Source organism: Saccharothrix australiensis (assembly GCF_003634935.1).
In the GTDB taxonomy this organism is placed as follows: domain Bacteria; phylum Actinomycetota; class Actinomycetes; order Mycobacteriales; family Pseudonocardiaceae; genus Actinosynnema; species Actinosynnema australiense.
In genome coordinates, this window is the sequence record NZ_RBXO01000001.1 from 5,001,206 (window position 1) to 5,016,389 (window position 15,184).

At 71.7% G+C, this 15,184-nt stretch carries 14 protein-coding genes and 1 pseudogene; 6 read left to right on the forward strand and 9 right to left on the reverse strand.

The annotated features are described in order from the left end of the window. The first annotated feature begins 46 nt into the window (after positions 1–46). Complete coding sequence (locus C8E97_RS21265) at positions 47–1,273, forward strand: MFS transporter (protein WP_281275449.1); 1,227 nt, start codon at positions 47–49, stop codon at positions 1,271–1,273. A 106-nt stretch (positions 1,274–1,379) separates the two neighbouring features. Then, positions 1,380–2,114 carry a hypothetical protein gene (locus C8E97_RS21270; RefSeq protein WP_121007276.1) on the forward strand — a complete coding sequence of 245 codons (735 nt, stop codon included), beginning with the start codon at positions 1,380–1,382 and terminating at the stop codon, positions 2,112–2,114. 363 nt (positions 2,115–2,477) lie between these two features. Here C8E97_RS21270 and C8E97_RS21275 read toward each other — a convergent pair whose 3' ends face one another. Next, positions 2,478–2,663 carry a hypothetical protein gene (locus C8E97_RS21275; protein WP_121007277.1) on the reverse strand — a complete coding sequence of 62 codons (186 nt, stop codon included), beginning with the start codon at positions 2,661–2,663 and terminating at the stop codon, positions 2,478–2,480. A 91-nt stretch (positions 2,664–2,754) separates the two neighbouring features. Beyond that, a complete protein-coding gene (locus tag C8E97_RS34795; RefSeq protein ID WP_170211939.1) occupies positions 2,755–2,937 on the reverse strand; it encodes a hypothetical protein in 183 nt (60 codons plus the stop codon). A gap of 1,698 nt (positions 2,938–4,635) precedes the next feature. On the opposite strand from C8E97_RS34795, the gene C8E97_RS21285 reads away from it, so the two are divergent. Next, complete coding sequence (locus tag C8E97_RS21285; protein ID WP_121007278.1) at positions 4,636–5,193, forward strand: NucA/NucB deoxyribonuclease domain-containing protein; 558 nt, start codon at positions 4,636–4,638, stop codon at positions 5,191–5,193. A 179-nt stretch (positions 5,194–5,372) separates the two neighbouring features. Continuing rightward, positions 5,373–5,975, forward strand: coding sequence for a hypothetical protein (locus C8E97_RS21290; RefSeq protein ID WP_121007279.1), 603 nt, complete (start codon positions 5,373–5,375; stop codon positions 5,973–5,975). Positions 5,976–6,070: 95 nt separating this feature from the next. Here the strand turns inward: C8E97_RS21290 and C8E97_RS21295 are convergent. Then, a pseudogene (locus C8E97_RS21295) lies at positions 6,071–6,311 on the reverse strand (transposase); the annotation flags it as partial. Positions 6,312–6,548: 237 nt separating this feature from the next. Here C8E97_RS21295 and C8E97_RS21300 point away from each other — a divergent pair. Then, positions 6,549–7,163 (forward strand): hypothetical protein, encoded by a 615-nt coding sequence (locus tag C8E97_RS21300; protein ID WP_121007280.1) that lies wholly within the window; start codon positions 6,549–6,551, stop codon positions 7,161–7,163. 578 nt (positions 7,164–7,741) lie between these two features. Here C8E97_RS21300 and C8E97_RS21310 read toward each other — a convergent pair. The 6 genes from C8E97_RS21310 to C8E97_RS21335 are packed head-to-tail and all read right to left on the reverse strand — an operon-like array spanning position 7,742 to position 14,523. Continuing rightward, positions 7,742–8,512 (reverse strand): cyclase family protein, encoded by a 771-nt coding sequence (locus C8E97_RS21310; protein ID WP_121007282.1) that lies wholly within the window; start codon positions 8,510–8,512, stop codon positions 7,742–7,744. A gap of 17 nt (positions 8,513–8,529) precedes the next feature. Then, positions 8,530–9,747 carry an FAD-dependent monooxygenase gene (locus C8E97_RS21315; protein ID WP_121007283.1) on the reverse strand — a complete coding sequence of 406 codons (1,218 nt, stop codon included), beginning with the start codon at positions 9,745–9,747 and terminating at the stop codon, positions 8,530–8,532. Then, positions 9,740–10,501, reverse strand: a complete 762-nt coding sequence (locus C8E97_RS21320) for an SDR family oxidoreductase (RefSeq protein WP_121012061.1) — start codon at positions 10,499–10,501, stop codon at positions 9,740–9,742. The genes C8E97_RS21315 and C8E97_RS21320 overlap by 8 nt, the downstream gene beginning before the upstream one ends. After that, positions 10,498–12,783: an AMP-binding protein gene (locus C8E97_RS21325; protein ID WP_121007284.1), complete on the reverse strand. Its 2,286-nt coding sequence runs from the start codon at positions 12,781–12,783 to the stop codon at positions 10,498–10,500. The genes C8E97_RS21320 and C8E97_RS21325 overlap by 4 nt, the downstream gene beginning before the upstream one ends. Continuing rightward, entirely contained in the window at positions 12,776–13,723 is a 948-nt protein-coding gene (locus C8E97_RS21330; protein ID WP_121007285.1) for an aromatase/cyclase, read from the reverse strand. The genes C8E97_RS21325 and C8E97_RS21330 overlap by 8 nt, the downstream gene beginning before the upstream one ends. A gap of 17 nt (positions 13,724–13,740) precedes the next feature. Beyond that, positions 13,741–14,523, reverse strand: coding sequence for an SDR family NAD(P)-dependent oxidoreductase (locus C8E97_RS21335; protein ID WP_121007286.1), 783 nt, complete (start codon positions 14,521–14,523; stop codon positions 13,741–13,743). 219 nt (positions 14,524–14,742) lie between these two features. Here C8E97_RS21335 and C8E97_RS21340 point away from each other — a divergent pair, with 219 nt between their 5' ends. Then, positions 14,743–15,183: a nuclear transport factor 2 family protein gene (locus C8E97_RS21340; protein WP_121007287.1), complete on the forward strand. Its 441-nt coding sequence runs from the start codon at positions 14,743–14,745 to the stop codon at positions 15,181–15,183. The last annotated feature ends 1 nt before the right edge of the window (position 15,184 follow it).

Below are 15,184 nucleotides of genomic sequence, written 5' to 3' on the forward strand. Positions count from 1 at the left end.
CCCGGCCGGCGGTCCCGGCCGCTTTCGCCTGCAACTCGACGTAGAGGTGCGAAAATGCGACGTACTCGTTGGATCGTCCTGGGCGGGTGCTTCCTCGCCTACTTGTTCGACGCGCTGGAGATCGTCCTGCTGTCCGTGGCGCTGCCGGCGATCCGGCAGGGACCTGGGCCTGTCGGTGACCCGGGGCGGACTCCTCGCCACCGCCACGCTGCTGGGCATCGGCGTCAGCAGCGTGACCGGCGGCTACGTCGCGGACAACTTCGGTCGCAAGAAGGCGTTGATCGCGTCGTTGGTCGTCTTCGGCGCGTTCACGGCGTTGCTCGCGGTCGTGCCGAGCTTCCCGGTCTTCCTGCTCCTGCGGTTCCTCGCCGGGATCGGGCTGAGCGCGGTGTGGAGCGTCGTGTCGGCCTACGTCGTCGAGACGTGGCCGAGTGGGAGCCGAGGCCGCGCCGCCGCGTTCGTGATCAGCGCCTTCCCCGCCGGAGGCGCGCTCGCCGCCACCGTCTCCGGCTGGTTCCTGCCGGACTGGCGGCTGATGTTCCTCGTCGCCGGCGCGGCGGCCGTCCTCCCCGTTCTCGTCGTCGCCTTCTTCTTCCACGAGTCGGTCGGCTGGACGGCACAACGGTCCGAACACCCCGTCGGCGCGGTTTCCGTGCGCCACGTGCTGGATGGGCCCCTGCGCCGCACCACCTTCCTGGGCACCCTGATGGCCGCGCTGGCCCTGACCGGGTACTGGGGCGCGACGACGTGGCTGCCCACCTACCTCACCACCACCCGCGGCCTGCCCGCCGAGGCCGTGGCGCTGTTCATCACGATCCTGAACCTCGGGATGTTCCTGGGCTACAACGGTTTCGGCCTGCTCGCCGACAAGTTCGGTCGCCGCCGGACGATCGTCCTCACCCTCGTCGGCGTGGCGCTCACCATGCCCGTCTACGCCCTCACCACCCACCAGGCCGCCCTGCTCTGGCTGGGCCCGCTGTTCGGCGCGTTCACCGCCTTCTTCGGCCTCTTCGGGTCCTACCTCGGGGAACTGTTCCCCACCCGCGCCCGCGCCACCGGTGCCGGGTTCTGCTTCAACGTCGGCCGCGGCGCGTCGGCGTTCGCGCCCTTCGCCCTCGCCGGACTGGCCGGCGTCGTCGGGTTCAGCGGCGGACTCGTGGTGTGCGCCGGGTTCTTCGCCCTGGCGGCCGTCGTCGCGCTCCTGCTGCCCCGCGCCGGCGAACCCGGCACCACCGGGAGTTCACCCATGGTGGTTTCGCACCTGCGGTCGTGATGCCGACACCCCCGTCGGTCCACATGATGGTGCACCGATCCCCGCGTCGATCGCGACCGGTCCGACACCCGCACGAACCGCAACCGCACAACCGTCGGAGAATCCCATGCCCAACGCCCCCGCCATCCGGACCTTGATCAACGGCCGGTGGGTCGCCCGCGACGAGGTCCTGGCCTGGGAGGCGGCCCGCCTGCCCAAGGCGGCCCGCAAGATCGGGCTCCCCGTCCCCGGCGGCAGCCCGGCCCGCCGTCGGGCGGCGTTCGCCGAGAGCAAGCTGGCGCTCGGCGCGGACGAGATCCGCCGCCGCCTCCACCGCGACACCCGCCTCGCCGACACGATCGCCCGCACGGCCACCCGCCTGTCCCGAGGGCACCGCGCCACCAGCGTGTGCGACCTCCACGTCACCGGCGGCAGCGCCGAGGACTTCGTCCGCTGGTTCGCCGACACCGACCGCGCCGACTACACCCGCGGCATGATCGCCGCGAACCCCGACCACTTCCTCATCGACACCGCCGAGGGCGGCCGGCAGGAAGTGGTGGAAACGACCGGCGGCAGCCCCCTGGCCACCCGCTTCTTCGTCGACTACGACGACACGGCCTCACTGGTGACACCGAGGGACCCCGCCTTCCCCCTCGACCTGTCCGGTGCCGCCCGCGACGGGCGCGGCCACCTCATGGGCGGCGTCCGCCACGAGTTCCGCGACGAGCCCGACGGCTTCCACGCCCGCCTGCGCGTCGAGTTCCCGGCGTTCACCGCCCCGCACATGATCAACCGACACCGCTGGCACCTGGCGTGCGAGTTCGGCAACTGGATCGAATTCGCATTCACCGGCAACCAGTAGCCGGCCCACGAACCACCCGGTCCTGAGCACAGATCCATGGCCGGTCCAGGCGGTGGAACCAGCTGCTCCGAGGAGTTCGGTGGGTCGGAGAACGCGTCGCGCACGGCCGCGAGCCGGAAGGCGCCCTCGCCGGTGCGGAGCCGGGTGGCGTCGGTGGCCCACAACCGGTCCGGCGCCGGCGCGGTGAAGTCCCGGTCCACCCGATCGGACGCCGGTGCGGCCCGCGGACCCCGTCTGGAAAGCCACCGAGCTACCAGGGGGACCTCGACCTTCGCACTCGTCCCGTCGAAAGTTTGGGCGTGTCCGCTGGGTTCGACCGACTGCTGCGCGACTCCACGATGTGCCGACCGCGGTGGCGGTGGATCAGCCACCCGGACGGCTGTCGGCCGACGGGCGCGGGGCGGGATCGGCGCGCCTGCCCGGCAAGACGGTGAACGCGACCACCGCGCCCACCGCCACCACGGCGACACCGAGCAGCTCGGTCGGTTCGTAGTCGAACCCGGCTCCGAGCATGGTCATGTAGACCGCGATCGCGATCGCACCGCCCACGTGGCTCATCGACTCGAACAGCGCCGAGACACCGTGCCCAGGCCCTTCGGGCGCGTCTCCGCTGCAACTGCGGGTGAGCCGGACTGTCACCTCACGCACACCCCGATATGTCGTAGTCGTACCGTCGAGCTTCTCTCCGGAACTCCGGTCCGGAGAAGAACTCGGCCGGCTCCGGGGTCATCCAGTCCTTGCGTGCCGCGGCGACCCGGTCCTCGTACTCCCGCATCCGGGCGAACGAACCGGCCACGATCGCCAACGCCCGATCACTGCGCACGCTGCCACCAGCCGTCACCGATCAAGCAGCGATCACCCGACTCGACTTCCGCCGACGACCGCGACTGGGCGGACTCCTCAACGACCCGCCTGGCCTGCACGGACGACATTTTTCGCAAGCACAGGGCTCGCAGTGGAGAAACCCTGTCCTGACACGGTTCGTCAGTGCTCGACCGCCGAGTGAACACGCGGCTTCGGCTTCCGCTACCTCCGGCGTAGTCGGAGAAGCGCAACGACCACCGTGAAGGCAGCCGCTGCCACCCGCAACCGCAGCACCTCACGCTCCGCAGGCGACAACCGATGCGCACCCTCGACCTCAATCATGAGCGATCAACCTACCGGAAGACGATCACTTTCGACTCAATACTCGGGGAAATTCGATGCCCAGGTTGGAAGAGTTGAATCGCCTTGTGTGCAAGGTATCCGAAAAGATTGTGTACGCGAACTGCGAATCAGTCCACACGGAAATCCGGACACGCACGACAAAGATCCACGGAACTGCAACTTGGGAGTTTCCAGGACTTGCCTGCCGAAATTGACGCCGACCTATGGCAGGACAAGCGGGCAGATCGCACGAGATTGAGCGTGTCAATAGGACCGATGTCGTAACTCGATCCAACTTTTCGAGGCGTCCGCGAGCCTTGTGAACCCTTCCACACCTTCAGGTCAATGTGTCCGCAGTCACTTCTGGACCTACCCGGCAGGTAGCGTGAGTGATTCCAACTGTTTCACGCCTACACGCCGTGCTGCTGCTCCTGGTCCACCGGTATGGCGGTGGCGGACGATTCATGGGCGCTGCGAGTATCGAACGCGGCCGGTGGCGATCCGCTGGCTCAGGGCACGGGGAACCGGCGGGGGCAGATCGAACGATCGCGGTTCGACGGGGTCATCCGCATTTAGTGAGGTCACGGCCAGTTTGCCGTTGTCGACATCGACAGCGGTTTCTCGGGTTGCCCTTATCGAATTCATTATGCTGGACAGAGGGGTTTTGAGTGTCTCGTTCGATGAAGCTTCGTCGTGGCGTGATAATCGCGCTCGCCCTGTTCGGAAGCCTGGCCACGATGGTGACAGGGGCCTCAGCCCAGGAGGCGCCATCGTCGCGCACGCCCGTAGGCGCGGCGCACTCCGAGGGCTCGCTCACCGATCCGTCCATCAAGGACGCGGCCAGAGCACCCGAGGTGTTGCAGAGCCGGGTACGAACCGACGAAGAGAACTGTGCGACCGCAGCGGATGGCGTACACAGAGCCTGCCTGGACGTAACGGTTCCCGACAAGGCCGACCTCACGACGCCCCCGACGGAGATGTCGTCCCAGGCGATCGTGGCCTTCCCGGAGTACTGCTCCCAGAACCCGTACACGGGAATCTGGGCGACCAGGATCGGTGCGTGCGAGGTGACGCGGTTGAGGTACTACACCGAGCGGATCGTCGACGGTGTGCCAACGCCGACCGGTGAGGCGTTGATGAACGTCTACCCCTACGCCTACGCCTCGACCTCGCTGCCCACCTGGGGCCACCAGATCCAAGTCTCGGCGTACCAGGGTTGGGGTGACGCGCTCAACGCCACGGTGCAGGGTGACGCGACAGGCTCGGGGAGCTGCGTCCGACGCAGCTCGTCGTTCCCGCCCAGGCGCTACTCCCGCTCAACACCTTCAAAAACGGCGAGTCCGCCTTCGACACGACCGCGACCGCCGCCGGCGCCGTGGGCAGTTGCGTCACCTCGTGGAACCTGACCTTCCTCAATGGGGCCTACACGCCGGCGGGCATCAGCTACGAGATGACCCCGATCCGGTGCGACAACGCCACGGCGGGCACGACGTCGACCGGGTGCGTGGTGCCGTGGTACGCGGCCGCGGCCACCTACACCCGCAGCTCCTACCCGTCACTGGCCTCGCACGTCGAACGGGCGCAAGCCTCGGGCCTCCCCGGTGCCACCTTCGCCGCGCCGCTGACGCGCACGACCAACCAGGCGGTGCAGGACACCAACCGTAACCTGGCCTGCGGCGACGCCCCGAGCATCTCGGGGCTCAGCTGCGACGAGTACCCGCCCGCCGTCAGCTACCAGGGGCTCAGCGCGGGCGGCACCCGACGCACCTTCACCGGCTGCAACTTCGGCCTGCCCAGCGGGACCGGCCCCACCGGTGTGAGCGTCTGCATGATTACCGCAACCGAGAACAACGCTCAAGGCGGCATCCACACCCAGTTCTTCCGCTCCTGGCGGGTCCTCGACGGCGACCCGTTCCGCGTGCTCATCGGATGACGGCCTACACCGACAGCCTTCGCAGACGAACCTGAGCACACCCCACCGCGCGGGCTTGACCCGGATCGGTATGGTCGATCACCGGTCCGGGTCAAGCCCGCGCCGCCGCGGCGAGGCCGCCCCAGGCGACACCCGGCACGGACAACATCCCACCACCCGGCAGCGAAAGCGGGGCAGCCATGACCGAGCACTGGTACCCCCTGCACGTAATCGACCACGGGTTCGCCGTGCTCGACCACGGAGACCTGCCTATGACACCCGGCGGCTGGTCCAACGGCCTGGTCCGCGCCCTTCCCGCCGGAGCACTGATCTACACCGGCATCAGCCAGGGATACGTCCGCGTGCACGCGGCCACCACACCCGACGAACCGGCCGTGCCCGCGGAGACCTCGTGGGAGGAGATCGTCGACATCAGCGTCACCGCCCCCCGCGGTGGACTGCGCGTCGACTCCCACGAGCACGGCGCACCCGCGGCACTACCACTGCTCAGCACCCAGGGTCCAGGCACTTATCGGCTGCGCGTGCACGCGAGAGGCCGCGACCGCCACTACGACCAGGTTCACACCGACCCGGGCGAGGACTACCTGATCCTGTGCTGGCCGTCCCCGTGGGCATCCGAGTCGGTCATCCGCGCCACAGACGACTGCGGACGACAACTACGGCAAACCACGCCACCTCCCACGCCGGCCACACCCCCATCCACAGCAGGACAGGACGTGGTCGAGGCCAACCACCAAGCCATCCTCAAGCTCATCGCCGAATCCCACCGGCCCTCGCAATAGATCCACTCTGACCCTGTGCCTGCCGACAACGGGTCTGTCAAGCGAGCGAGCGGTGCAACTGGGGTTGAAGTGGGTTGCTTGCGTCCGGTGGCCAGGCGGCCGTCGATGGCGATCTCGAAGGCGTTGAGGGCGGGCTTCCAGCGGATCGTCCAGCGTTTGCGGCCGGTGCCGGTCGGGTCCGGGCTCATCACCGCGAGGTAGACGCAGGTGAGCGCGGCCTGCGCGTTGGGGAAGGGGGCCTCGGGCCTTCACCGCGCGGGCCTTCACCGCGCGGCGGATGCGGGCGTTGACGCTTTCGATGGCGTTGGTCGAGCAGATCACCCGCCGGATCTCGACGACGATGCCGATGTCGAACCGCAGTTCACCGGATTGATGGACGCGCTGGCGTTCGACACCGCCCCGTCGACCGGTCGAGCTGCTGAGAACGCGAACCCGGACCGGCCGGACGAAGCTTGAAGCGCGTTCGGTGGCGCACGGCGGAAATCCGCCGGCGCGTCGGGCCGGGTGCGTCTCCTCGTTGGTTTGCCGTGCCTCGTTGACGGGAAATCCGCGTCCGATACGAAGGGGGCGGGGATGGAGGACGAGGTTCGGCGGGCCCGTGACGAGGTGGTCAACATGATCGCCTTACGCCCGGAGGTGGCCTCGGCCCGCCGGCGGTCGTTGCCGCGCGGGCTGCTGTGGCGTGACCTCTGGTCGGTGCCCGTGTCCGGCGCTCTGGACGTGCTGACGGCGGCAGCCGTGATCGGGGTCGGGCCGGACACGTGGCTCACGAAGGCCGCCGGCTTCGCGCTGGGCATCAACGGCGCGAATGCGCTCGTCGACGGTTTCCACCAAGCGCATCAGCGCGCCCGGCACGTCGCCCGGCTGCGCGAGCACGGCCCCGACCCCGCCGACACCCTCGCCGCGCTGCGCGCCGACAAGCCACGACCGCGTCTGGTGCGGGTCCTGCGGATCGCGTACGAACTGGCCCTCTTCGTGCTGCCGGCGACGGCCCTGTTCCAGTCGCACCCCGAAGGCGTTCCGGCCTGGACGGTCGTCGTCGCGGCACTGGTCGGCCGGCTCTCCGCCGCCGCGCTGGTGGACCGGTACGCCCGACGCGGGCAGCACTGGGAGCAGCGCTTCATCCGCCTCGAAGGCATTGCCCTGCCACCGCTGCCCGACCGCTGGCGCGTCCTCGTGACCCGGTAGGCGGTCGAGGGCAACGAAAAAGCGGTCCGGGACAAACCCGCGTGCGCCGCGCGGTGACTTCCAAACTATTTTGGAATAGTCGACCGCCCGTGGTCGGGATACCGCGGCAGGAGGTGGGGGCGCAGGGCCCCGGCGACGTCGGGGCCGGGCTCGCGCAGGCGGGTGTCCCGGAGGTGACCTGGCCGGGCGGCGCGGCGGCCGACCTGGCCGTCGCGCAGAGGGCGGAACGCGCCCGAGTCGGGTCCACGGCGGTGTCGGTCGCCCGGCCGGGGAAGGCCGGCACCGTGCCGGCCGATGTGGACGTCGAGGTGTTCATCGTCGACGCGGTCGCGGCCACCGGCACCGACAACGTCACCGAGACGGTCACCACGGCGTCGGAGTTCGCCGGCGGTGAGCACGGTCCGGTCGCCCTCGGAGCGGGCCGGGCCGAGCGGTTCGACCGGGCGCCGCAACGCGAAGTCCCGGACCCGGCGGCGTGTGCACCGCTCGTATCGGCCGACCGGGACCAGCGCGCTGACCTCGCGCATCCGCACCACCACCCGTTCGCCAACCAGCAGTCGCACGTCGTCGCCGCGCCGTCAGTCGAGCATCGCCACCGCGCGCGCCCACCCCGCCCCGGCCCGTGCCAGCTTGACCGGGAAGCACACCACCCGGAACCCGGTCGGCGCGGGCAGCGCGCCCAGGCTGCCCAGCCGCTCGATCTGGCAGTACTCGCGCTCCCGGCCCGCGAAGTGCGCCGGCCACAGCACCGACCGGTCGCCGGTGGCGAGGTAGCGCTCGATGATGATCGGGAACGGCGCGTCGAGGCTGAAGGCGTCCGTGCCGATCACCCGCACGCCCGCGTCGAGCAGCAGCCGCACCGCGTCGCCGTCGAGGCCCGTGAACTCGCTGAAGTACTTCCGCGTGCCCAGGTGCACGTCGGCGCCCGTCCACAGCAGCACGACGTCCATCGGCGCGGGCCGCGCGCCGGCGCGCTCGAACGCGCGCTCCAGCGCGTCCGGGCCCGCCGCGCCCGGCGGCTCGTCCCGCAGGTCCAGCAGCAGTCCCGGTCGGCAGAACCAGTCCAGCGGGAGCTGGTCGACCGTCCGCGGCGTGCCGTAGGCGGCACGGGACCCGTAGTGCGCGGGCGCGTCGACGTGGGTGCCCGTGTGCACGGTGAGGGTGAACGTGTCGTTGTTGAGGAACTCCCCGTCGGGCAGGACCGCCGGGTCGAAGTCGAGGCCGAGGTGCTCGCGCATCTCGTCGGCCATGTGCCGCGCGCCCTGGGCGGGCGTCAGGACCCGGTGCTCGACCGGGTCCGGCTCCCAGAACTCGGCGTCCACCGGGGACGACAGGTCGATCAAGCGCACCGGGCGCTCCTCTCGGGTCAGGAGGTGAACAGCTCGGCCGCGACCCGGATGCCGGGCCGGCCGTAGGCGAGCTGCCGCAGGACGCGGGCGAACACCGGCGTGCGGGCGAGCACCTTCGCCGCGCGCGGGCGGACCGCGGCGGCCACCCGGCCCTGCGAGAGCATCGCCCGGCTCTGGCGGACCTGGAGCCGCGCGACCCGCGCGATGTCGGCCCGGCGCGGCTCGGTGTAGCGGGCCAGGAACGCGGCGCCGGCGTCCTTCGCGGCCAGCGACCGCATCAGCACCGGGTGCGCGAGCACGGCGTCCTGGACGGCCAGGTTGATGCCCTGCGCGCCGATCGGGCCGTGGCTGTGCGCGGCGTCGCCCAGCAGCAGCAGGCCGTCCACCGCCCAGGTCCGCGCCGTGCCGGTGAACACGTCCAGCAGCGACAGGTCGCCCAGCGCCGTGACGTGCTCGTGCACCAGGTCGGCGTAGTCCGGCGCGGCACGGGCGATCTCCGCGCGGACGTGGTCCAGGCCGCGCGCGGCCATCGCCCGGTAACCGCCGTGCGGCAGGGTCCAGCCGAGCTGGACGCTGTCCGGGTAGGACCGGTAGGCGAGCACGGGGTTGCCCTCGGCGCGGAAGATCCGGACGTCGTCCGACTCGTCCCGCGCGGGCACCTTGAACCACAGCACGTCGTGGGCGAAGCCGTCCACGCGCTCGTACGCGATCCCGGCCAGCGAGCGCATCTTGGAGTACCGCCCGTCCGCGGCGACCACGCAGTGGGCGGTGATCTCGCGACGGTATCCGGGCCCGGTGACCACCACGCCGGTGACGCGGTCGCCGTCGCGCAGCAGCTCGCCGGCGCGGGCACCGGGCAGCACCTCCGCGCCGTGCGCGAGCGCCTCGGCCTCCAGCTCCGCGAGCAGGTGCCGCTGCGGCAGGCTCAGCAGGTGGTTGAACGGCTCCGGCAACGTCCGGTAGTCGATGTCCACCAGCACGCGGCCGCGGTCGACGAACCGGAACCGCGAGTGCTCGTGCGCGCCGCGGGCCCGCACCCGGTCCAGCAGGCCCAACTCGGCCAGCGGTGCCAACCCGCCGGGTTGCAGGATCTCGCCCCGGTAGGCGCGATCCATCGTCGGGCTGCGCTCGACGACCGCGACGCGCGCCCCGGAGCGGGCCAGCAGCACGGCCGCGGTCAGCCCGGCCGGGCCGCCGCCCACCACGCAGAAGTCGGTCTCCACCGGGTCAGGCACGGAGACCCAGCCCGCCGTCGACGGTGAGCACCTGCCCCTGGATCCACGCGGCCTCGTCGGTGCACAGCAGCGCGACCGCGTTCGCGACGTCCTCGGGCACGGTGAGCCGCCCGCCGGGGGTCCGCTCGGCCAGCAGCCGCGCCGTCCGGTCGTCGCGGGTGTCGGGCCCCTTGTCGACCTTGCCGGTGGACACGGCGTTGACCGTGACGCCGCGCGGGGCCAGCTCGACGGCGAGGTAGCGCACCAGGCTCTCCAGCGCCGCCTTGCCGATGCCCTGGGAGACGTAGCCGGGCACCACCGACCGCGCGCCGGAGCTGGACACCGCGACGACCCGGCCGGTGCCCCGCGTCAGCAGCTCCGCCAGCCCGCTCGCGGCCTGCACCAGCGGGCTGACCGCGACCCGCACGTCGTCCCACAGCTCCCCGATGTCCGGCCGCAGCGCGGACATCGGGTGGTAGGAGGCGGCGTTGTGCACCAGGATGTCCAGGTGCCGGCGCCGGGCACGGGCGAGCCGCAGCAGCCGTCCCGGCGCCTCGGGGTCGCCGACGTCGAACTTCAGCGCCGTCACCGTGCCCTTGAGCCCGGCCAGCTCCGCGACCGCGCGTTCGGCGTCGCTGTCGGAGTGGGCGTAGTTGACGTAGACGTGGCAGCCGGCGCCGCACAGCTTCCGGGCGATCGCCAGGCCGAGGCCCCGCGTCCCGCCGGTGACCAGCGCCACCCGCCCGGCCAGGCCCAGCTCCGCGCCGCCGCTCACCGCCCGCTCCCCGCGGTCGCCCCCGCCGTCTCCCCGTCCGCGCCGATCGCGCGGTTCCACGCCACGTGGGTGACCTCCTCGACGGTGATGTCGGCCAGCTCGGCGAGCGCGCGGTAGGGCTCGCTCGCGGTGACCTCCGCCAGCACCTGCGGACGCCACCAGTAACCGATCCCCAGGTAGGTCCCCGGCCGTTGCAGCGAGCGGTTCAGGTCGGCGTAGCCGAACCCGTGGCGACCGCGGATGTCCTTGGCGTAGGCGGCGAACGCGGTCTCGAACTCCTCGGCCGACGCCGTCGCCCGGAACGTCATGACGGTCATCAGCGGTGTGTCGAACTCGCCGCGCTCGCCGGCGGTCTCGCCGGCGTTGACGCGGAACAGGTTCTTGCACAGGTCGATCTCGGCGCCCTCCAACATCGACCGCATGGTGGCCTGGTGCGCGCGGAACTCCTCGCTCGCCGTGACCTTCCGGAACGCCTCCTGGCTCAGCCACCAGCCGAAGTTCACGTACACCGAAGGGTTGTCCACCAGCCGCACCGCCTGGTGGGAGCCGAAGCCCTCCTGCGCGCGCATGTACTCGACGTGCTCCAGGAAGAACTTCTCGAACTCCTCCGGGTCGCCCGAGGTCCGGAAGCGGGTGACCACGGCGATCAGGTTGCTCAGGTCCGGGGTGTCGTCCGTCATGGCTGGGTTCCCTCCTGTTGTCTGCTTCCCGGTCAGTTCCCGGCGGGTGATCAGCTCGGCGAGCAGGTCGCGGCGCCGCACCTTGCCGTTGGGCGAGCGCGGCAGCGCCGTGACCAGTTCCAGGTGGCGCACCCGCTGGTAGTAGGGCACGCGCGCGGCGACGAAGGCGGTGATGTCGGCGGCCAGACCCGGCTCGCGGCGGCGGTCCTCGGCGACGGCGGCGAACGCGGTGACCACGTGTCCGCTCAGCGGGTCCGGGTAGCCGACGACCGCGCTCTCCAGGACGGCCGGGTGCCGCTCCAGCACCGCTTCGACCTCCGACGGTGAGACAAGGTAGTTGTCGGTCTTGAAGAAGTCCTTGAGCCGGTCGACCAGGTGCAGCACGCCGTCGTCGTCCTCGTAGCCGACGTCCCCGGTGGCCAGCCAGCCCTCGGCGTCGATGCCGCTGGGTTCGGCGGGGTCGAGGTAGCCGCGCATCACCTGGGGCCCGCGGACGTGCACCTCCCCGCGCCTGCCCGGCGGCAGGGCACGCCCGGTGGCCAGGTCGACGATCCGGCACTCGGTGCCCGCCACCACCGGCCCGACCGTGCCCGGCCGCGGGTCGTCCGGTCCCGCCGAGTGCGTCAGCGGCGACGTCTCGGCCAGGCCGTAGCCCTGGAACACCGGGATGCCGAACCGGGCGGAGAGCCGTTCGGCCACCGGTGCGGCGAGCGCGGTGCCGCCCGAGGCGATCATCCGGACGGTGTCCAGGCGCAGCCCGCCCAGCGCGGGATCGGTGTCCAGCCGGTTGAGCCGCATGGGGATCGTGTAGAGGTGCGTCGCTCGGGAGTCGTTGGCCAGGGCGAACGCCTCGGCCTGGTCCGCCGCGGCGCAGGGCACCTGGAGGGCCTGTGCGCGCACGGCCGAGTTGAGGTGCATGACGTGGTACTTCGGCAGGTGGTTGAGCACCACCGAGTCGGGGCCGAGCCGGTGCGCCCGCACCACCTGCTCGGCGTTGGCCACGAGGTTGCGGTGGGTGAGCAGCACCCCGCGGGGCGCGCCGGTGGTGCCGCTGGTGAACTGGAGGCAGGCCACGTCGGACGGGTCGGTCGCCGGCCGGGCCATCCGGTTGCCGCGCACCTCGTAGGCCGCGCTCAGGTCGTCGATCGTGCGGATGTCGTTGGCGTCCTCGCGCGGGCCGGGACCGACCAGCACGGCCTCCGCGAGGTCCGGCAGCCGGTGCCGGATGCGGCGCAGGTGCGCGAACAGCTCGGTGGTGACGAACGCGAGCCGGGCCCGCGAGGTCAGCAGCAGGTGCTCCAGCGCGTGCTCGGGCAGCAGCGGGTTGATCGGCGCGACCACGTTGCCGCTGCGGATCGTGCCGTAGAAGCCCGTGACGAAGTCCGGGTGCAGCGGCGAGGCCAGCGCGACCACGCACCGCTGCTCGCCGAGCAGCCCGCGCAACGCCGCCGCGCACGACGTCGCCGCGTCGTCGAGGTCGGCGAAGGTGAGGTCGCCGTAGGACGCGCGGACGCCGGTCCGCTTGGGCCCGCTCGCGGCCGCGGCCCCGAGCAGCCCGTCGACCGTCGTGTCCGGGAAGAAGTCGGGGCGCGCCTCAGCCACGGCGTCGCTCCTCGGCGAACGCCCGCGCGTGCTTGAGCGTGGTCGTGCTGTTGGCGCGCAAGGACTTCTCCACGAGTTCGCGCGCGTCGGCGACCGTGCTCGACGCGCCGAGCACGCGGGGAACGGCCGCCGGTTCGAGGACCACGGTGTGCTCGGCGGTCGCGGTGACCGCACCGTCCACTCCGGACAGCGTCCAGGAGCCGGTGTGCGCGGCCATCAACGCGGGCACCGCGGTCTGCTTGTAGACGATCCGGTTCGGGGGGAAGCACACGCGCACCGACTCGGTCGTGTGCACCGCGCCGCCCGCGGCCACGGTGTCCATGGCCATCACCTGGATGCCGGCCACCTCCTCGGTCAGGTCGAGCCGCGCCACGTGCGGCAGCCGCTCGGGCCAGCGCGCGGCGTCGGCGAGGAAGTCGTAGACGTCGACGAGGTTCCCGGCGATGGAGACCGAATCGCGGAACGCGAGGGTGAGCGCGTCCCGGTCGGGCGCTTCCGCCGCGGTCTTGAGCTTCTCCAGCTCGGCCCGGCTGTTGCGGTCCACCGCCTCGCGTATCCACCGCACGCCGGCGGGGTCGTCGTCCAGCGCCCGGAACTCGTGCTTGAGCGCGACCAGGGTCTTCTCCGCCGAGAGGGGGGTCATGACCCACTCGCCGCCCATCTCCGCCACCGGCGGCTGCGACACCTCCTGGCGGAACCGCACGCACAGGCCCTCGGGGTCCAGCACCCTCGCGGACGTCCAGGTCTTCACCTCGCCGTTGGCCAGGGCCCACAGGCGGATGCGCTCCGTCCCGCCGCCGGACTCCAACCGCTCGGCGTGCACGGTCGGCGGGAAGGTCCAGGGCCACCGGGTGACGTCGGCCGCGATGTCGTAGACGGCACGCGCGGGTGCCGCCACCAGGATCTGGTGCTCGTCGTAGTGCGCTGCGGGCTCGGCCACGGCGCGCTCCCTTCCGATCAGTAGTTGCCGAGTCCGCCGCAGACGTTGATGGCCTGGGCGGTCACCGGCGCCGCGGCCGGCGAGACGAGGTAGGAGACCAGTCCGGCGACCTCCTCGGGCGTGGTGTAGCGGCCGAGCGGGATCTTGGCCTCGAACCGCTGGAGCACCTCGTCCTCGGAGATGCCCCAGTGCGCGGCGTAGCCCTGCCGGACCCGCTGTGCCATCGGGGTCTCCACGTAGCCGGGGCAGACGGCGTTGACGGTGATGCCCGTCTTGGCCAGTTCGAGGCCGAGCGCCTTGGTGAAGCCGACGACGCCGTGCTTCGACGCCGAGTACGGCGCGCCCAGCGCGACGCCCTGCTTGCCACCGGTGGACGCGATGTTGATGATCCGCCCGCTCGGCCTGCCGCGCATCCCACCCGTGGTGAGCACCGCCTTGGTCATGTGGAAGACGCTGTGCAGGTTGGTCTCCACGACGTCGAACCACAGTTCGTCGGGTATCTCGGCGGTCACCCCTCCCCCGCTGCGGCCGGCGTTGTTCACCAGCACGTCGACCGGGCCGTAGCGCGCGACGGCGGACGCCACGAAGGAGGACACCGACGCGGGCGAGCGGACGTCGCACGGCGAACCGTCCGCTTCGTACCCGCGTTCGCGCAGTTGCTCCACGGTGGCGGCGAGGGTGTCCTCGCCGCGCGAGCAGACGTAGACGGCGTAGCCGAGGCGCGCGAGCTCCTCGGTGACCGCGAACCCGATTCCCCGGGTCGCCCCGGTGACCACGGCGACCCCGCGAGCTGCTGGCACGGGTCCCTCCTCTCCCGACCGGTGTCCTTCTCCGCTGGTTCCCCGGCAGCGTCGCGACGGCGGCTCGAACCCCACTGGAGCGGCGGTGGACGGCCCGCGGTGTTCCACCGGTGTTCGAGCCCTGGTCGAGCAGTGGCGGACAGGCTCGGCCGGGCCGTGCGGACGGCCCCGACGAGCCGACCGCACCGCGTCCGCCGATCGGCCAGGAGAGGAACCCCCATGACGTCGTCCGTGTCCACCGAACCCGGCACCGCCGAGCTGTACCACCGGGTGCAGCAGTTCTACGCCCGCCAGATGCAGTTGCTCGACGACGGCGCGGTGGCCGAGTGGGCGGCCACCTTCACCGCCGACGGCTCGTTCGCCGCGAACGCCCGGCCGGAGCCGGTCGTCGGCCGCGCGGCGATCGAGGCGGGCGCCCTGGCCGCCGCGCGACAGCTCGCGAGCGAGGGGATCGTCCGCCGGCACTGGCTCGGGATGCTCTCGGTGGAGCAGTTGCCCGGCGGGCGGGTGCGGGCCCGCTGCTACGCCCTGGTGATCTCCACGCCCAAGGGCGGGCAGGCGGGCGTGCACGTCAGCACGGTCTGCGAGGACGTCCTGGTGCCCGACGGCGGGTCGTTCGCCGTGCAGGAGCGCCGGGTCACCCGCGACGACCTGTCGTGAG

Coding starts and splice junctions, on each gene's coding strand:
- C8E97_RS21340 (WP_121007287.1), top strand. CDS start 14,743: ATGACGTCGTCCGTGTCCACCGAACCCGGCACCGCCGAGCTGTACCAC.
- C8E97_RS21300 (WP_121007280.1), top strand. CDS start 6,549: ATGGAGGACGAGGTTCGGCGGGCCCGTGACGAGGTGGTCAACATGATC.
- C8E97_RS21270 (WP_121007276.1), top strand. CDS start 1,380: ATGCCCAACGCCCCCGCCATCCGGACCTTGATCAACGGCCGGTGGGTC.
- C8E97_RS21290 (WP_121007279.1), top strand. CDS start 5,373: ATGACCGAGCACTGGTACCCCCTGCACGTAATCGACCACGGGTTCGCC.